Annotated in this window: 15 protein-coding genes and 1 tRNA gene; 13 read left to right on the top strand and 3 right to left on the bottom strand. The window is 50.3% G+C overall.

Annotation, left to right across the window (positions count from 1 at the left end; translation table 11 throughout):
* The first annotated feature begins 34 nt into the window (after window positions 1-34).
* From QWY82_RS14590 to QWY82_RS14560, 7 genes are all read left to right on the top strand, one after another.
* Window positions 35-119, top strand: a tRNA-Leu gene (locus QWY82_RS14590).
* Between the two features lie 52 nt (window positions 120-171).
* Complete coding sequence (gene tig, locus QWY82_RS14585; RefSeq protein ID WP_290263806.1) at window positions 172-1,494, top strand: trigger factor; 1,323 nt, start codon at window positions 172-174, stop codon at window positions 1,492-1,494.
* A 298-nt stretch (window positions 1,495-1,792) separates the two neighbouring features.
* The gene (gene clpP, locus QWY82_RS14580; protein ID WP_290263804.1) at window positions 1,793-2,434 is read left to right on the top strand and encodes an ATP-dependent Clp endopeptidase proteolytic subunit ClpP; all 642 of its coding nucleotides are present in this window, start codon (window positions 1,793-1,795) and stop codon (window positions 2,432-2,434) included.
* Between the two features lie 124 nt (window positions 2,435-2,558).
* Window positions 2,559-3,857, top strand: coding sequence for an ATP-dependent Clp protease ATP-binding subunit ClpX (gene clpX / locus QWY82_RS14575; protein ID WP_290263802.1), 1,299 nt, complete (start codon window positions 2,559-2,561; stop codon window positions 3,855-3,857).
* A 187-nt stretch (window positions 3,858-4,044) separates the two neighbouring features.
* Window positions 4,045-6,453, top strand: a complete 2,409-nt coding sequence (gene lon, locus QWY82_RS14570; protein WP_290263800.1) for an endopeptidase La — start codon at window positions 4,045-4,047, stop codon at window positions 6,451-6,453.
* 243 nt (window positions 6,454-6,696) lie between these two features.
* On the top strand, window positions 6,697-6,972 hold the full coding sequence (gene hupB, locus QWY82_RS14565) for a nucleoid-associated protein HU-beta (protein ID WP_290263798.1): 276 nt from the start codon (window positions 6,697-6,699) through the stop codon (window positions 6,970-6,972).
* 169 nt (window positions 6,973-7,141) lie between these two features.
* Window positions 7,142-9,022, top strand: coding sequence for a SurA N-terminal domain-containing protein (locus QWY82_RS14560; RefSeq protein WP_290263796.1), 1,881 nt, complete (start codon window positions 7,142-7,144; stop codon window positions 9,020-9,022).
* A gap of 90 nt (window positions 9,023-9,112) precedes the next feature.
* On the opposite strand, the gene QWY82_RS14555 is transcribed toward QWY82_RS14560, so the two are convergent.
* Window positions 9,113-10,705 (bottom strand): LysM peptidoglycan-binding domain-containing protein, encoded by a 1,593-nt coding sequence (locus tag QWY82_RS14555; protein ID WP_290263793.1) that lies wholly within the window; start codon window positions 10,703-10,705, stop codon window positions 9,113-9,115.
* Window positions 10,706-10,848: 143 nt separating this feature from the next.
* Window positions 10,849-11,628 carry a hydroxyacylglutathione hydrolase gene (gene gloB / locus QWY82_RS14550; protein ID WP_290263791.1) on the bottom strand — a complete coding sequence of 260 codons (780 nt, stop codon included), beginning with the start codon at window positions 11,626-11,628 and terminating at the stop codon, window positions 10,849-10,851.
* 208 nt (window positions 11,629-11,836) lie between these two features.
* Here gloB and QWY82_RS14545 point away from each other — a divergent pair, with 208 nt between their 5' ends.
* From QWY82_RS14545 to QWY82_RS14520, 6 genes are all read left to right on the top strand, one after another.
* Window positions 11,837-12,718, top strand: a complete 882-nt coding sequence (locus QWY82_RS14545) for a class I SAM-dependent methyltransferase (protein WP_290263789.1) — start codon at window positions 11,837-11,839, stop codon at window positions 12,716-12,718.
* A gap of 41 nt (window positions 12,719-12,759) precedes the next feature.
* Window positions 12,760-13,197: a ribonuclease HI gene (rnhA, locus tag QWY82_RS14540; protein WP_290263787.1), complete on the top strand. Its 438-nt coding sequence runs from the start codon at window positions 12,760-12,762 to the stop codon at window positions 13,195-13,197.
* 45 nt (window positions 13,198-13,242) lie between these two features.
* Window positions 13,243-13,956, top strand: a complete 714-nt coding sequence (gene dnaQ / locus QWY82_RS14535; RefSeq protein ID WP_290263786.1) for a DNA polymerase III subunit epsilon — start codon at window positions 13,243-13,245, stop codon at window positions 13,954-13,956.
* Window positions 13,949-14,641: a TIGR01621 family pseudouridine synthase gene (locus tag QWY82_RS14530; RefSeq protein ID WP_290263783.1), complete on the top strand. Its 693-nt coding sequence runs from the start codon at window positions 13,949-13,951 to the stop codon at window positions 14,639-14,641. Before dnaQ ends, QWY82_RS14530 begins: the two co-directional genes overlap by 8 nt.
* Entirely contained in the window at window positions 14,638-16,215 is a 1,578-nt protein-coding gene (locus tag QWY82_RS14525) for an alpha/beta hydrolase (protein ID WP_290263780.1), read from the top strand. Before QWY82_RS14530 ends, QWY82_RS14525 begins: the two co-directional genes overlap by 4 nt.
* A gap of 68 nt (window positions 16,216-16,283) precedes the next feature.
* Entirely contained in the window at window positions 16,284-17,252 is a 969-nt protein-coding gene (locus tag QWY82_RS14520) for a hypothetical protein (protein WP_290263779.1), read from the top strand.
* On the opposite strand, the gene QWY82_RS14515 is transcribed toward QWY82_RS14520, so the two are convergent.
* Window positions 17,249-18,178 (bottom strand): GGDEF domain-containing protein, encoded by a 930-nt coding sequence (locus QWY82_RS14515; protein ID WP_290263776.1) that lies wholly within the window; start codon window positions 18,176-18,178, stop codon window positions 17,249-17,251. The two genes, QWY82_RS14520 and QWY82_RS14515, sit on opposite strands and share 4 nt — an antisense overlap.
* Window positions 18,179-18,617 lie beyond the last annotated feature (439 nt).

Genomic DNA, 18,617 nt, shown 5'->3' with positions numbered 1-18,617 from the left:
TGTCGGTACTGCTAGAATGCGCCGGACAGACCATGCGAAAGTGGTGAAATTGGTAGACACGCTGGATTTAGGTTCCAGTGACGCAAGTCGTGAGAGTTCGAGTCTCTCCTTTCGCACCATATCGAGTTGCTGGGATGCAAAGGCATCCTTTCAAAATTCACGAGGATAAAAATGCAGGTTTCTATCGAAACGACTTCAGGTCTAGAGCGTCGTTTGACTGTTGGCGTACCCGCCGATCAAATCGAAAGCGAGATCAATAAGCGTCTGCAGCAAGCGGCTAAATCCGTTCGCATCAATGGCTTCCGTAAAGGTAAAGTACCGTTGAAAGTGGTTAAGCAGCGTTTCGGTGCTGGCGTTCGTCAGGAAGTGGTTGGCGAAGTCATGAGCCGCTCTTTCTACGATGCAGTGCGTAAAGAAGACGTTAAACCTGCCGGCCAACCAAGCATTGAGCCAAAGCAGATGGAAGAGGGTAAAGACCTTGAGTTCGTGGCAACTTTTGAGGTTTACCCTGAAGTAACTCTATCTGAGTTTAGCGATATCGAAGTTACCCGCCTAACCGCAGACGTAACCGATGCCGATATCGATAAAATGATTGAAGTGCTGCAAAAGCAACAGGCGACTTGGGAAGATACCAAGCGCAAGACTAAAAAAGGTGAGCGCGTAAACATTAATTACGTGGGCACCAAAGACGGTGAAGAGTTTGAAGGTGGCAAGGCTGAGAACCAGTTCTTGGTGCTGGGTTCAGACTCGATGATCCCAGGTTTTGAAAAGGGCTTGATTGGCTGTAAGGCTGGCGAAGAGCATGTGCTTGATTTAACTTTCCCTGAGGATTATCAAGCCGAAGAGCTTCGCGGAGCAGCGGTTCAGTTCAAAGTGACTGTTAATAGCACCTCTGCGCAGAAGTTGCCTGAATTGGACGACGAATTTTTTGCAAAGTACGGTGTTGCTGAGGGCGGTTTAGAAAAGTTCCGCGCTGAAGTAAAAGACAATATGGCGCGCGAGCTGAAGAATGCTGCTCAGGCTAAAGTCAAAACGCAAATCATGGATGCTTTAGTATCCAAGCACGAGGTCGATTTACCCAAGGCTTTGGTAAAGTCTGAGATTGCCGCTTTGCGCAATCAAATGATTCAGCGTTTCGGTGGTGCGGCCAATAATGCACAGCTAGATTTCGCCTCGTTACTGCCTGATGACATGTTCGCTGAGCAAGCTGAGCGCCGTGTTAAACTGGGCTTGGTTGTAGGTGAAGTGGTAAAAGCTAATGGCATTAAAGTTGATGGCGATCGCGTTCGGGCCATGGTTGAAGAGCTAGCCTCCACCTACCAAGAGCCAGAAGAGGTGGTTAACCACTACTATAACAATCGCGATTTATTGGCCAGTGTTGAGTCAGCAGTACTCGAAGATCAAGTGGTTGATTTTCTGTTAGCGGCTGGCAAAGTTACCGACAAAGAGAGTACCTATGATGAGGTGATAAAACCGGCGGATAAAGACGCCTAATTCATCCAGTGTACTCTTGAGCCGCGACGTAAAACTCGCGGCTTTGTTCTATTAACTATGCTTGTTTTGTTGGCACATCGGCATATCTCGGTTAAGCTCCCTTCTATACGAAACCAGAAAAACTGATTTGGTCAATTTTTAATCTTGCACCTAGCCGTTGGTGCTAAGGCCAAATATCCAGACAGGCTTCGGTAGTTTTACGTACTAATCTATAGTTCCGATGAGGGCGGCCTAGGCCATGACTCATCGGAGCTCAGTATCTATAAAATAAGTCCCAGTAAAAGGAATTGACATTTAGATGGCACATTTCGACCTAGTAGACAGATCGCCCACTATTATCACTGATACGTTAGTTCCGATGGTTGTCGAACAGACCGCGCGTGGCGAGCGTTCATATGATATCTATTCACGCCTTTTAAAAGAGCGTGTAATCTTTCTGGTTGGTCAGGTAGAAGACCATATGGCGAACCTGGTGGTGGCTCAGATGCTGTTTTTGGAGGCGGAAAACCCCGATAAGGATATCCACCTGTATATCAACTCACCAGGCGGTTCTGTGACCGCAGGCATGTCAATTTACGACACCATGCAGTTCATTAAACCCGACGTGAGCACTATGTGTTTGGGGCAGGCCTGTAGTATGGGCGCATTCTTGCTGGGTTCAGGCGCAAAGGGTAAGCGTTTCTGTTTGCCTAACGCCCGCACCATGATTCATCAGCCCAGCGGCGGTGCGCAAGGTCAGGCTAGTGACATCCATATTCAGGCTCAAGAAATCTTAAAGATCCGCGAGCGCCTAAATTGCCTTATGGCTGAACACACGGGTCGCAGTGTCGAGCAAATTGCGAAGGATACTGAGCGCGACACCTTTATGAGTGCCGAGGAATCTAAAGCCTACGGATTGATTGACGAAGTGGTAAGTCGCCGCCCGAAGGCTGAAAAATAAGATAATTGGTTAAGATGTGCGCAGGTCTGCTAAGACTTGCATTAAATTACCGCCCCTGCACTTGAAAAGTAGGGGTAAAGCTAGCATCTTGTAACATTCAAATAGTGGTAAGTGGAGTGGGTCGATGACCGATCGCACAAAAGAAGGTGGAGATGACAACGGCAAGCTGTTGTATTGCTCCTTCTGTGGCAAGAGTCAGCACGAAGTGCGCAAGCTGATAGCCGGTCCGTCGGTATTCATCTGTGATGAGTGCGTGGATCTCTGTAACGACATTATCCGCGAGGAGATCCAAGAGGCGGTTAGTGAAGGCGATAGTGGTAAGTTGCCGACCCCCCAAGAGATTGCGGGTACCTTAGATCAGTATGTTATTGGTCAGCGCACGGCTAAAAAAGTCCTGGCGGTTGCCGTATACAATCACTATAAGCGCCTGCGTACCGGTGAAAAGACCGGTAAAGATAAAGAGCCTGTGGAGCTGGGCAAGAGCAATATTTTGCTGGTGGGTCCAACCGGTAGTGGTAAAACCCTGCTCGCTGAAACCTTGGCGCGCATGCTGAATGTACCTTTCACCATCGCCGATGCAACCACCCTGACGGAAGCGGGCTATGTGGGTGAGGACGTCGAAAACATCATCCAGAAGCTGCTTCAGAAATGTGATTACGATGTCGAGAAGGCTCAGCAGGGCATTGTTTATATCGACGAAATCGACAAAATCTCGCGCAAATCCGATAACCCCTCAATTACCCGAGATGTTTCCGGTGAGGGTGTTCAGCAGGCGCTATTGAAGCTGATTGAGGGCACTGTTGCCTCTGTGCCGCCCCAGGGCGGCCGAAAACACCCGCAGCAGGAGTTTTTACAGGTCGATACCTCCAATATCCTGTTTATCTGTGGTGGTGCCTTCGCGGGCCTAGATAAGGTTATACGGGATCGCTCTGAAAAGGGCGGCATCGGTTTCGGTGCCGAGGTCAAGAGCAAAGACGACAAGCGTAACGTTGGTCAGGTGTTGCGCGATGTAGAGCCGGAAGATTTGGTGCGCTATGGTTTGATTCCCGAGTTTATTGGGCGTCTACCGGTGATCGCAACCCTAGAAGAGTTGGATAAAGAAGCCCTTATCACGATTCTAACTGAGCCACGCAATGCCTTAACGAAGCAATACGCGCGCTTGTTCGAAATGGAAGGGGTGGAAGTCGATTTCCGGCCAGATGCCTTGGAAGCTGTGGCGCAGAAAGCAATGGATCGGAAGACCGGCGCCCGTGGCTTGCGCTCCATCATGGAGAACGTGCTGCTTGAAACTATGTATAAAATCCCCTCGGAAGAGGGTGTTAGTAAAGTGGTGGTCGACGAGTCTGTGATCAAAGGTGAGTCTGAACCCTTGCTGGTTTACGAGACTAAGGAGAAGCCTGCAAAGGCGGCTCCACAAGACTAAAAACGCGTCAAAGTGTCTAAAAAAGAGCCCTGGAGGCTCTTTTTTTCGCTTACGGGGCCAAGATTGCTTGTAAAAGGCCCATCTCGCCCCCACTCTTTGTTTAACGTAAAAACTAACAGTTCTGTCCTGGCTTTAGCTGTGCTGCTAGGCTCTTAAACCGGACAGTATTGATTCAATGAGGCACCTTATGGTTTCCGATGCTCCAGCTGAATTACAAGCTGAATTGCCACTATTGCCCCTACGCGACGTGGTTGTTTATCCTCACATGGTCATTCCCTTGTTCGTTGGCCGAACCAAGTCGATAGAGGCGTTGGAAGCCGCCATGGCGGCTGACAAGCAGGTGCTACTGGTGGCACAGAAGAACGCAGCCGACGATGATCCTGACGCCGAAGGGCTATACGGGATAGGCACTGTTTCTACCATTCTCCAGCTGCTGAAGTTACCCGACGGCACCGTCAAAGTGCTGGTAGAGGGCGGCGAGCGCGCTAAGCTCGAGCAAATTACCGATATGGGTGGATACTATCAGGCCAGTATCAGCACGCTGCCCTCAGAAGAGGTAGCCGAGCGCGAAGCGGAAGTGCTGCTGCGCTCTGCCATGACGCAGTTTGAGCAGTACGTGACCTTGAGCAAGAAAGTTCCCGCAGAAGTAATGACCTCGCTCTCGGGTATCGATGATCTAGGGCGCTTAGCCGATACCGTGGCGGCCCATATGTCACTGGAGCTGGCGCAAAAACAAGACATTCTTGAGATGGTGTCGGTGCGCGAACGCCTCGAGCACTTGCTTGGTTTAATGGAGGCGGAAATCGACCTGTTTCAGGTTGAAAAGCGCATTCGCGGCCGCGTCAAAAAGCAAATGGAAAAAAGCCAGCGCGAGTACTACCTGAATGAGCAGATGAAGGCTATTCAAAAAGAGTTGGGTGATATTGGCGAAGAAGGCAACGAATTTGACGAGCTAGAGAAAAAAATCGCCGACGCTTCCATGCCTGAAGACGCCGATAAAAAGACCAAAGCCGAGCTGGCAAAATTAAAAATGATGTCGCCTATGTCGGCGGAAGCATCCGTGTTGCGCTCCTACATCGATTGGATGGTCAATGTCCCTTGGACTAAGCGCAGCAAAGTGCGCCATGACTTAAAGCGCGCAGAGGAAATATTAGAAGCCGATCACTACGGCTTAGAAGAAGTAAAAGAGCGCATCTTGGAATATTTGGCGGTGCAAAAACGGGTCAAAAAAATCAAGGGGCCAATACTGTGTTTAGTTGGGCCGCCGGGCGTTGGTAAAACTTCGCTAGGTGAGTCTATTGCGCGCGCAACTAACCGCAAATTTGTGCGTATGGCCTTAGGTGGCGTGCGCGACGAAGCTGAAATTCGCGGTCACCGTCGCACCTATATCGGCTCTTTGCCGGGTAAGTTGGTGCAAAAAATGTCTAAAGTGGGCGTTAAAAACCCATTATTTTTGCTCGATGAAATCGACAAAATGGGCATGGATAATCGCGGTGATCCGGCTAGTGCATTGTTGGAAGTATTAGACCCAGAGCAGAACAGTAAATTCAATGATCACTATTTAGAGGTTGATTACGACCTGTCTGACGTGATGTTTGTGTGCACCTCTAACTCGATGAATATTCCCGGCCCGCTACTCGATCGCATGGAAGTGATTCGAATTCCAGGTTACACCGAAGACGAAAAGTTGAATATTGCTAAGCGCTATTTAGTGCCTAAGCAAATGAAGGCCAATGGTCTGCAAGAGAAAGAAATTAATATTACCGACGAAGCTATTCTCGGTATCGTTCGCTATTACACGCGCGAAGCCGGTGTGCGTAGCCTAGAGCGCGAAGTGGCAAAATTATGCCGCAAGGTGGTTACCCAGCACGTTAAAGATAAATCGCTTGATTGCGCAACTATCGAGAACAAAAACCTCGAAGATTATTTGGGTGTGATGAAGTACGACTATGGTCGGGCTGACTCTGCCAACCAAATTGGCCAAGTGACCGGCCTTGCTTGGACCCAGGTTGGCGGCGAGCTGTTAACTATCGAGTCCTCTGCGGTCAAAGGCAAAGGGCGCATGGTCAAAACCGGCTCCCTCGGCGATGTAATGCAAGAATCTATTCAGGCGGCATTAACCGTGGTGAGGTCCCGTGCACAATCGCTGGGTATCGCACCGGATTACCACGAAAAAACTGATATCCATATTCACGTACCGGAGGGCGCTACGCCTAAGGACGGCCCAAGTGCAGGTATTGCCATGTGCACAGCGTTAGTGTCGGTGTTAACCAATATTCCCGTGCGCGCGAATGTTGCCATGACCGGTGAAATTACCCTGCGCGGTGAAGTGCTTCGCATCGGTGGCTTGAAAGAGAAGTTGCTTGCTGCCCATCGCGGTGGTATCGATACGGTAGTGATCCCTGCAGAGAACGAACGGGATTTACGCGATATTCCCGACAATATCAAAGCTGATTTGAAGATTATTCCCGTTAAGTGGGTTGATCAAGTGCTCGAGATTGCGCTGCAAGAGGTGCCAAAACCCTATTCTGATGAAGAGTATCGGGTGCTTGAGCAGCAGGCACAGGAAAGTGCAAAGCGAATTAGTACACACTAGTGCTGGTTGATTTTTGATCTATCTGGCGAGGCTTTGCTCGGATCGTTAAAAAACGATGAAAAGCTGTGCAGGCCGCGCCAATTCTGCGATTCATGCCTTGACCGGCCTTGGTTCAGTTGGTATAAATCGCAGTTCGTTTTGTTATGTGCAGCCGTTCGATGGCTTGTATAAGCATAGTGTTTTCATTGGTAGTGACATATTTCGTAGTAAATTTGGAACTTGAAATAATAAAAGGGGTTTAGTGTGAATAAATCTGAATTGATCGAAGCGATTGCTGCTTCTGCGGACATTCCAAAGGCTGCTGCTGGCCGTGCGTTGGACGCAATGGTTGACTCAATTACTGGTGCTCTGAAGCAGGGCGATCAGGTTGTTTTAGTAGGTTTTGGTACCTTCGCAGTGAAAGATCGTGCAGCGCGTACCGGTCGTAATCCGCAAACAGGTGCGGAGATTCAGATCGCTGCAGCTAAAGTGCCTGGCTTTAAAGCCGGCAAAGCGTTAAAGGATGCAGTAAACGGTTAATTCTGCCTAGAGCAGTATGGGCTTGGCCTTGCCAACCCAATCGATCGCGAAAAAGGCGCATCCCCGATGCGCCTTTTTCATATAACCGACAAGATAAAAAGTACAGTCGGTCACATACAGTTTTCGCCGCTGACACGCGGTCATTTAAATATGCTGGGGTTTTTAGGCCATGATGCAATCATTTCGTGACAACTTGAAGGGCACCGTAGCGATGTTCTTGGTGGTGTTGGTTTCAATACCCTTTATTTTCTTCGGCGTTGATAGCTTATTTACCGGTGATGCGAAATCTGGACAGGCTGCCAGTATTAATGGCGATGTGGTTTCTGAAGATCAAGTGCGTCGCGCTATTGGTATGCAGCGCGATCAATTAAGCCAGCGTTTTGGCGATCAATTACCGGCTGACTTCTTGTCTGATGAGCGCTTGCGCGGCCCTGCTGTTGATGGATTAGTGAGCCGCCAATTGCGTATTCAAGGTGCCACCGAAGGGCGTATGACCATCAGCGATAAAGCATTAGACGCGCTGATTGTTGGAGCACCAGCTTTTCAGGTTGATGGCAAGTTTGATCCACAGCGATTCACCTACATGGTGCAGTCCATGGGTTACACCGCATCGGGTTATCGCGAGATGATTCGCCAAGAAATTATTTCGCAGCAATACATGTCGTCAGTTGCTCTGGGTGGTTTTGTGACTGAACAACAGTTAGCGCAGCACGTGCGCTTAAGTGATCAAACGCGGGATTTCTATTACGTCACTCTGCCTTTGGCGCCCGTCATGGCTGCTACTGAAATTGATTCAGCGGCTATCGATGCGTACTACCAAGCCAATCAAACCCAGTACCAAATTCCTGAAATGGTTAGCGTTAAAGCGATTGAGTTAAATGTTGCCGATATCGCCGCCGGTGTTGAAGTTAGCGATGAGCAGGTAGCGGCGCAGTACGAAGAGAACATGAAGTCTTACGAGACGGCACCGGTGCGTCACGCGGCCCATATTTTGGTTGAAGTCGAGGATGATACCCAAGCGCAGGCAAAACTCGCCGAGATCGAGCAGGCGCTCGCAGGCGGTCAAGATTTTGCAGAAGTCGCCTCAAGTTTTTCAGATGACCTTGGCACGCGCGAAGCGGGCGGCGATTTAGGTTTCACCTCTGGTGATACCTTTCCGGAAGAGTTTGAAACTGCACTGGCGGCGCTGGAAGTTGGTGCGGTATCGGCACCCGTTAAAACGGATGCTGGTTGGCATGTGATTAAATTGGTGGCCATTGAAAATGCTGAGTTGCCAAGCTTAGAAGAAGAGATGCCAACAATTCGTATGGCCTTGGCCGACTCGATGGCTCAGCAACTATTTGTTGAAAAACTTGAGTTGCTCAAAGAAGAAGCGTTCAAGCAGGATGATATCGAGCTGGTCGCACAAACCCTCGGCGTAAATACTGTTAGCGTGCCTGCTTTTAGTCGTGCTGGCGGCAATGGCTTAGCTGCCGATAGCAAGGTAGTGAGTGCGGCCTTTAGCGATGAGGTTTTGGTCGACGGTCGCATCAGTCCGGTGCTCGAACTATCAGAAACCAGCGTAGCGGTTGTTCGATTAGCTGAGCATATGCCCGCGAAAGTTAAGCCGCTGGCAGAAGTTGCCGATTTAATCGAAACTCAGTTGAAAGAAGAAAAAGCGCAGGCAACCTTGAGCGCCCAAGGTGAAACCTTGTTGGCGTCCCTAGCGACTGGTGCCGATGTTGAGTCTGTTGCCAAAGCCGCTGGTTATGACTGGCAGGTAAGCACCGGTGTAAAGCGCGCAGACAGCCGCTATGATCGCGCCATGCTGCAGCAGGTGTTTGATATGAACCAGTCTGCGGACGACGAGCCTGCTTATTCGCAGGTTTATAGTCAAACCGGTGACTTGGTGCTGTTAAAATTGGTCAAAGTGGAAGACGGTCAGTTGGAGAATTTGTCTGCGGAGCAGCGCACGGCTTTGGCTCAGCGTTTAAGCTATGACACGGCTAACGCCGAAGTGTTAGCCTATGAAGCGGTGCTAAAAGAAGCTGCTGATATTAAAATTTTCTAACCTATGTTTTTGCCGTCGATATTTTATTGGCGGCCATAAAAAAGCCTCGCTATTGCGAGGCTTTTTTATGTTTGGCGTTTTTGCGTTGCTTTAGTTTACACGCGTAACATCAACGAAAAGAGTAATGCGCTGGCCTGGATGAATGTAACTTTTTGCATTCATCGTATTCCACTTTAAAATGTCATTGACGGTTAAATTAAATTTGCCGGCAATTCTTGCGAGCGAGTCCCCGTTGCGAACTTGGTAATTGACTTTTCGAATCACGCCGTTGCTGTTATTGCTGGCGTAGCTAGTGTTGTTGGTTGCCACCTTTGACCAGATCACGAGTTTTTGCCCTGGCTTGATCGGATCGCGTGGGGCCATGCCATTCCAACGTGCAATTTCGCTCACGCTTACGCGGTGAATGCTGGCAATTTTCCACAAGCTGTCGCCACTTTGCACAACGTAGTTTGATTTAGAGGTGCCGGCTTTGCCGCTGGATTTATTTTGTTTGGCTTTGACCCGTTGCTCGTGACTGTAGGCGTAGGATTCCACCGGTTGGCTGGCAACGGGAATGATCAAGGTTTGGTTTTGGCGAATTAAATTGGAGCTTAAATTGTTGGCACTTTTGAGTGCGCTAACACTCGTGTGGTGACGCTTGGCGATGAGGTTTAAGCTGTCGCCAGATTTAACCTTGTAACTTTTCCAGCTGATGCGTTCCTGCTCGGGCAGGGCGTCCAGATTTTCTAGAAAGCCCTCGGCTTGCTCAACCGGTACTAAAAAATGAAACGGGCCGTCGGGATCTGTGGCCCAGCGGTTGTAACCGGCGTTTAGGTGATAAAAATCCTTCAGCTCCATGCCGGCTAATTCTGCAGCCTGTGCGAGATCCATTTGCGAATCTAAATCTATGCGTTCGAAATAGGGGTTGTTTGGAATGTCGGTTAGGGTCAGGCCGTACTCGTCCGGGTTGCGTACTAGCTCGGCGAGCGCGAGCAGCTGCGGTACATAGGCACTGGTTTCTCTTGGCAGTTTTAGTGACCAGAAGTCTGTTGGTTTGCCTTTGGCTTTATTGCGCTTTATGGCTTTGCGCACATTGCCGCCGCCGGTGTTGTATGCGGCTAGGGCAAGTAGCCAGTCGCCATCAAACTGCCGGTTCAGATTGCTTAGATAGCGGATCGCGGCTTCGGTGGAGGCTTCGATATCGCGCCGGCCGTCGTACCAATAATTCTGCTTGAGGCCATAGTGTTTGCCGGTGCCGGGAATAAATTGCCAGATGCCGGAGGCGCGGCCATGGGAGTAGGCAAAGGGATCAAAAGCGCTTTCAACAATGGGTAGTAACGCCAGCTCTAGCGGCAAATCGTTGGCGTCGAGCTGCTCGACAATGTGGTAAAGGTAGCGGTTGGCGCGCTCCGACACCCGCTTCATGTAATTGTCATTGCGTGAATACCAGCTGATATAGGTATCGACGCGTTCATTGTGTACCGATGGAATTTGGAATCCATCTCTTACCCTATCCCAGAGATTAGTATCTGCACTGGGTGCAAACTCCTGCCATGCCAGTTCATCCACCGGACAAAATACATCGGGATTGACAGCAGCGAGTTCCTTTTCCGCTGGGGTTTTAGGTGTAGTAATTTGCGTGCAGCCAATGAATAGGCTGCTTGCGGCTAGCGCGAGCGCTAAAGGCTTTAACTTAAAATTCATGCGTATTTTTAGAAACTATCTGCGTAATTGAGGGCGATTGTAGGGTTGGAGGCGGCACTGGTCAACAAACGTTCATAAAAGCCTAGGATACTTATAGTCTTTTTATCTTTGGATGTGAACCTGTGCCTCCGCGCTGCTAGGGCTTAGAAATTGTCTTTCCAGCGCCTGAGCGTTGCGATAATGGCTTCCTCGCCAACCAGATCCGCTTTGGCGTAATGCTTTGCCGACACCTGTACTTCCGGGCTATGGGGCCGCAGAAACGGGTTGGTTGCAAGCTCTATCGCCAGTGTTGAGGGTAGGGTGGGCAGGCCAGCCTCGCGTTTGCATTTTTCTTGTTGGCAGCGCTCTTGTAGTTTCGGGTTGCCGGGCTCTACCTGCTGGGCAAAAGCTAGATTCGCCAGGGTGTATTCGTGCGCGCAGCAGATGAGTGTTTCGGGAGGGAGGGCTTTAAAGCGTTTAAAGGCCTGGTTTAACTGCTTTGCCGTGCCCTCAAATAGGCGGCCGCAACCAGCGGCAAATAGGGTGTCGCCGCAAAATAATACGCCGGGCTGGCTGGCGTCTGGGGCTAGATAGTAGGCGATATGGTCCAGGGTGTGCGCGGGCACATCGAGTACTGTTGCATGCCAAGGCCCGATATTGAGTTCGGTGCCGTCTTGCACCCGATCTGTTACGGCTTTTATTTTATCGGTTTCAGGTCCGTAGACCGGTGTATTGGGTCGATAGGCCAAGAGTTGAGCAAGTCCACCAATATGATCGGCATGGTGGTGCGTTATTAATATTCCGCGCAGGTCTAGCTTCTTGTTTTCTAGCCATGTAATGACTGGCTCGGCGTCTCCTGGGTCCACTAGCCAAGCTTGTCGCCCGTCGCTTAGGCCCCAAATATAATTGTCGGAAAAGCTGGGTATGGGTGTAAGGTCTAGCATTATCTAATTAATCCGATGGTGGTGTTTATCAAGTGCTCTGCCAATACTATTAAACCATGCGCAGAGCCCCAAGGGCGTTAGGGGTTGAGCGCTGAATAATTGCGCAAAATTTGTTTCAATGCTGTACTTTGTTGAACCTTGTATGTTGCTTGGATGCTGTACTGCTGCGCTATTTGTTCTAGCGTGAAAGTGCACCGCAGGAGATAACATGGGCTATCTTACCCCACCTGAAAGATTTAAGCGTTTACCGAGGCTTAGCCACTGGGGCCGGGGCCTGCCGCCCTTATCTGAGGCGGTGCCTGCCATGGAGGCTTGGTTTCGTACGCCTGTGGGGCGCGAGCTGTTAAGCCGAGAATTACAGCAGGTCGATGAGGTATTGCAGTGTTTATTTGGCTACCACCTCTGTCAAATGAGCGTCTGCCGAAATTTAGAGTTGACCGCAACTAGCCGGATTCTACACCGGTTCAATATCAATCCCCTCGCATCGGCTAGCAATGAGCTGCACGGTCCAGCGGCTCTCGCGCACCCGGAACAATTGCCTTTGCCGGCCGAGAGCACAGATGTTGTGCTTTTGCACCATGTGCTGGAGTTTTCCAACCAGCCGCACCAGGTGCTGCGCGAGGCCTGCCGCGTTCTGATGCCCCGGGGGCACCTGGTTATTGTGGGGTTTAATCCCTGGAGCTTAATGGGCCTATGGAAGCAGTTAGCGCGCCTAGGTAACGAGCCCCATTGGCGATATCAGGCATTTTCCGTCAGGCGTTTGAATGATTGGTTGCGTTTGTTAGACCTGGAGGTGTCTAGCTTGAGCCGTGGGTTTTATCGGTTCCCGCTGCAGTCGGCCAAGGGTCTATCCCTTTTGCACGGCTGGGATAACTGGTGCGAGCGCTGGCAGTGGCTGGGCGGCGGTTTTTACGTCTTGGTGGCGCGCAAGGAGGTTACCCCGTTAACGCCAATTCGGCCTATGTGGAAGGCGCGTCAAGCCCTGCCGGGTCTAAGCGTGGTGAATCGTCAGGCAGAGCCGGTACCACGAGCACAAGTGGGCCAAAAGGCACGTCAATCTGGATACAAAAAGCCGCCATCGGAATCCTGATCTGGTATCCTTCAGGCTTTTGAAAATTAAGCGGTGTTAGATTGAAGAAGGTCGAGTTATTTACCGATGGCGCCTGTAAGGGCAATCCTGGCCCCGGTGGTTGGGGTGTGTTGATGCGTTATGGCGAACTCGAAAAGTCCCTGTGCGGTGGTGAAAAACATACCACCAATAATCGTATGGAGCTCATGGCGGCCATTGAAGGGCTAAAGGCACTAAACGAGCATTGCGAGGTCATACTGACTACCGATTCCCAATATGTGCGCCAAGGCATTACCAGTTGGATGGAGAAGTGGAAGCGCAATGGTTGGAAAACCGCTAGCCGGCAACCCGTAAAAAATGAAGACTTGTGGCGTGCCTTGGATGAACAGTCTGCTCGGCACAGCATCACCTGGGCTTGGGTTAAAGGTCACTCGGGGCATCGGGAAAATGAGATGGCCGATGAGCTAGCCAACCTCGGCATCGAACAGTTGCCTGCCTAACCTGTGAACTCCACGTTAATCCGTTTCTAATCGCGAATCATAATTATGCGTCAAATAGTTTTAGATACCGAGACCACTGGTTTAGAGCCTAGCCAGGGGCACCGCATTATCGAAATTGGTTGTGTTGAGCTCGTTAACCGCAAATTAACCGGGCGCCATTACCACCAGTACATCAACCCAGAGCGCGAAGTCGATGCCGGCGCAATGGAAGTGCACGGCATTAGCAATGAATTTCTGGTTGATAAGCCCACCTTTGCGCAAATAGCCGATGATTTTTTAGCCTACGTGAACGGCGCAGAACTTATTATCCATAACGCCCCCTTCGACGTTGGTTTTATCAACAGCGAGTTTCGCCTACTCGCCGATGGCAAAAAGCCGATCACACAATATTGCGGCATTCTCGATACCTTGGCCATGGCGCGCAATAAACATCCCGGTCAAAAAAATAACCTGGATGCCCTATGTAAGCGTTATGGCGTAGATAACTCGCAGCGTGATTTGCACGGCGCCTTGCTCGATGCTGAAATTTTAGCGGATGTATATTTGCTAATGACCGGCGGCCAGGAGGCGTTGAGTTTCGCTGCGGCGAATGAACAAAAGCAGCAGGGTGGTAGCGAAGGTATCCGTAGGTTGTCTGCAGCAAGGCCGCCATTGCCGGTCATTATGGCGACGCAAGATGAGTTGGCCGCGCACACTAAAAAGCTGGAAAAATTACAAAAGGCTAGTGGTGCTTGTGTGTGGTTGCAATCTGGTGAATGAGGGTTTTTCGTTAGTTGCTGATGAGCAAGATTTTGTCGTTGTAGATAAAGCACCGGAAGTTAATTTTCATACCGAGTCTGGTCAGTTAGGTATTGTTGAGTTGGTGCGCCAATATTTTGGCCGCACGCTTTGGCCGGTACATCGGTTAGATAAAATGACCTCGGGTTTGTTGTTATTAGCGAAGTCTGCCGAGGCTGCTTCGGCTTTTGGGCAGCTGTTTGAACAGCGCGCGATTGAAAAGTATTATTTAGCTATTTGTGCCGGTAAGCCGAAGAAGAAACAGGGCTTGGTTAAGGGCGATATGAGCCCTAGCCGGCGCAAGACCTGGAAGCTTGAGCCAACCTTAAGTAACCCTGCGATTACACAATTTTTCAGTCAGAGTTTGGGCGATGGCTTGCGGCTTTATTTGCTTAAGCCGAGTACCGGAAAAACCCATCAATTGCGCGTGGCGCTAAAAAGCCTCGGTGTGCCGGTGCTGGGGGACGATATTTACAATGCCAAATCGACTGTAGATAGCGATAGAGGATATTTGCACGCTTACGCGCTGAGCTTCAACTTTTTTGGCAAGCCTTTCTGTTATGTGTCTGTACCCAGCCAGGGCGAGCTTTTTTCGCGCCCGGCGGTTAAGGAAGCAATAGCCGATTATGCTGAGCCCGCATCGATGCCGTGGCCTAAGTTGTCATGAATAAGCTTTTAGCGATTATTTTCATTTTTCTCTCGGTCGCAGCATTTGCGTTTATCTATCGCGCCGAGCCAGACCTTGCGTTACCAGAAAACAGCGCCGAACTTCAGCCCCGCAGCTGTTGGTTCACGCCCGAAGCGGGCAGAGTGGTGGCCTGTTTTAATCTTCGCGTCACTGAGGCTGGGCACCATTTCACCTTACCGGTTGTGGTGCTTAAGTCTGCCCAAGCTAGCAATCATGCGGTGTTGTATTTATCCGGTGGCCCAGGTGGCAGTACATTTTTAAGCGCTGAAGATATGATTTATTGGCAGGGGCAGTACGCGCGTTTTGATATGGCGTCTGATCTTGTTTTGGTTGATCGGCGCGGAACCGGTATGGCAGAGCCGCGCCTTCAGTGCCCGTATTTTCGCCGCGAATACCGCAAGGGTTTAAGCCAGGACTTATCCGCTAAGGAAGAAAATGCGCAACATTTTCGCGCTATGTCCTGGTGTTTTGATAAGCAGTTAAGTTCACATCCAGAAAGTAAACGGCTCGCCGTTGATGCCTTAGGTACAGCAGCAGATGCGCGCGATATGCAAGCGCTTCTGTCTCTTTTAGGTTATCAGCAGTGGAGTCTCTGGGGCGTGTCTTATGGTACGCGACTAGCCTTGGCCATGGCCGCTAACAAACCGCAAGGTTTGCAATCACTCGTGCTCGATTCTGTCTACCCGCCCGAGCGGGGCCACAATGAAGAGTGGCCTGGATTGATGAGTTCCGCCATGACGCGTTTTTTCCATTGGTGTGACACTCATCATTGCTCCTTGCGCGAAGCTTCTGTGCTTACGCCAATTGCCGAAGCTGCAGAAGCCACAGAAAAGCGCTTTCAGCAGATGCTTGAACAGCTCGATGCTCGACCCGTTCAGGTATCAGTACCCAGTTGGTATGGCGAGGCGCCTTATCAGGTTGCGGTCAATGGTCAGCGTTATTTGCAGATAGTTTTTGCCGCTATTTACGATCAACATCTGTGGCCGAGCATCGGAGAATCTTTAATGTCCGCATCTGTTCAGCAACGAGCAGCGCTGGATAAATTGGCGGAAAGTTTTGTCAATAATGCCTTTGATCCGGATTTTTCTGAAATGGTTTTTTATGCAGCTGAGTGCAAGGATAATCGTATTTCAGATCCTAAGAGGGTGAATAAAGCTTTATCTGAACACCCTTACTACAGTCGTTATTTGGAAGGTATGGCAGGCACGGATGTATGTCAGGCGTCAGTTTTAGGTTCGGTGAGAGGCAGGGAGCAATTATCGGTGGCGGATCTCGCGAACATTGATGTACCAGTCTTGCTGCTGAGCGGTGAAATGGACCCTATTACGCCCATCGATTGGGTTGAGCCGCTGCAGGCGTTGTTGCCACACTGGCAGCTTGCGAGCTTCTCCCAGGTAGGCCATGCGGTGGTTTCATCGGATATCTGCGCAGAGCAGCTCTTGCGCGATTTTATAGCCGAGCCTCGGCTGTTATTGGCGTTGGCTGACAACAGCTGTCTCCAGTCATCCATAACCTTGTCTGCCAGTAGTCGGCTGCAGGTGCTTAACGAATAAACAGTTTTTTCGCTGTTTTGTTCCTTGAAAAGTCGTTAGAATTGCCGATTTTCCCCGTTGTAGATCTCATGAAAGTTGTCATTGCACTCCGAGCCTCCAATGCCAGCCAAGCGCGCCAATTATTGGCAGAGCAGGCTTGCGAAATTCATAAAAGCCGCTTCGAATCGCAAGAACCTGCGCTGCGTAACTTAATCGATGGTTTGTATCGCCGCGGTTTGGATGTTGAGCTGCAGGGCGCGAGTTTGGCTTGGTTCTTAGTTGAAGGCTCATTAACGCCTACGCAATGGCTAGAGCAAAGCGCAGTGGCTATTTGTTTTAGTTTCGAGTGGTTTCAGCAGCAGGCCGCTCAAATACGCTATCTGAAGGGCATTGCTTATTGCGATGCGGCCGCGGGTTGGGCGCAGCTGCTTCCTTTAGATGGCACTGCGCCTAGCGTTGCTCAGCCTGAGGGTAAGCTCGATTGGCAGGGGTTGGCGGTTGAGCTTGCTCCCGAGCTATTAGCGCTTAAAAAATCTGAACAATCAGCCCGTGTGAATGATGTTTTACCTGTCGTTTCTTCAGGCCAAGATTGCCTGCCTGAAGACAGTAATTCTCCAGACTCTGTTGTTACGTTTAAACAAAACTCAGCGCGTAAGATAGTCGGTAAGCTCTTAACTGCCACAAAAAACATAGCCAAGCGTAAGCCTAAAGCTGATGCAATTTCTGATGCTCAGGACGAAAATAGTTTGCTTGTGGCGTCAAAGGCTGACGCTAGTGAAACGTCAAACTCTGGCGCTGATGTTGCGGGGCAACCGGTGGTTAAAAAACGTGGTAGGCCGCGCAAAAATCCTGAGCAACTTCTCAACGCTGGCGTAGATTTGGAGCGAATTGAGTCGGCTGATGTTCGCGCTGTGGTTGAGCAACAAGTTATTGTCGGCGCTGAAGTTGTTGGTTTGGTGGAGCCAGTTGCAGCCCCAAAAAAACGCGGGCGACCGCGTAAAGTAGTCGCCCCAGTGGAGCCGGAGGTTGACGAAGAACAATTGGATCTATTTGTTTAAGCCTGAGCTGCAGCTTGTAAGTCCAATGCAGTAGAAACCCGGTTGCGGCCTTCTCGTTTTGCGTGATACAGGGCTTTGTCGGCTTGCTCAAACAAGTTCTTCGCGCTCATGTCTTTTTGCAATTGTGCGAGGCCAATGCTCGCGGTCACGGTTAAGTGCTGATCACCTTGCTGTATGTCTAGCCCCTCTATGGCGTCGCGCAAACGCTCGGCGATAATAATCGCACCATTCATATCTGTGTTGCTTAATAAAACCGAAAATTCTTCGCCACCGTAGCGGAAGGTCATGTCCGTTGTGCGCGCCACTAACATGATGGTTTGGGCGACTTCATGTAGAACTTCGTCGCCCAGTGCGTGGCCATAGCAGTCGTTAATTTTCTTGAAGTGATCGAGGTCGATCATCATGAGCGTCAGCGGTTGCTCATAGCGTTGACTCATTTGCATTTCGCGGCGCACGGCCGTGTCCATCGCAACTCTGTTACCCGCTCCCGTGAGTGGATCGAAGAGTGCTGCTTGCAAGGCATCCTTATACTGCAGTGCGTTGCGCAGCGGGTAAATGAGCGTGCCTAATAGTGATTCAATACAGGCCAGTTCGGCCTCGCTAAAACGCTTGGCCCGATTGAAGCGAATTTCGCCTAAGTTGTCCCGCGGGGTAATCAGCCGGTAGTCGCAGTGGTGCAAGTTATCTCGCCCTAAATTAAGGTGAATACCCCGTGCCGCATGGCGATAGCTAAGGCCGCCAATACGAACTTGCTGGCCCAAGTATTTAACAAAAATTTCCAGCAGCGCTTGCAAGTCCAGTGAGGTCTGCAAGGCGTGGATGAGTTTGTGGCGCAGGTCTGGGTCTTCCTGAATGGCAATGCGGGTCAATTTTCGCTTGGCCGTGTTACTGCTGTGTAACGGCGTGACCTGATTGGATTCTTGCATGATCTACCCCTCGGGTTTTCGCAATAATGACGCTAGGCTGTATCTACCTATTTACCCTGTTCAGCGAAAACCGTGCCACTTTAATGGTTTCTTTAAAAGCTCAATAAAAACAAACGGTTATCGAGTCTTGTTGATGTGGTCACTGAAGTTAAGTCAGCCAGTTGACGCTTGGGCGGCAAGTTGTTTTGGTGTGGCGGCGGTTTCTTGCCGCTTGGTCGTGGGGTATTTACTTGTTTCCGGGTGATCATTTGGTTTGATGTGCAGGTGACGTTTTATCTTGGGTTTGTTGGGGGTTGTTGGGAGTTGGTTCTGTTCAGGGGTGTAAGATAAGCCGGGTTGAGCTAGCAGTTTGGTCTGTCGCGTTGCGTTTAGGGGGAGGGCGGTTGTAGGCAGTTATTTACTATCTGGTAGGACTATCCAGATGCGCTCCCTGTGGTCG

Origin of the sequence: Simiduia curdlanivorans (assembly GCF_030409605.1) — a bacterium.
Taxonomy (GTDB): Bacteria; Pseudomonadota; Gammaproteobacteria; order Pseudomonadales; family Cellvibrionaceae; genus Simiduia; species Simiduia curdlanivorans.
This window is presented reverse-complemented; position numbering and strand designations above follow the sequence as displayed.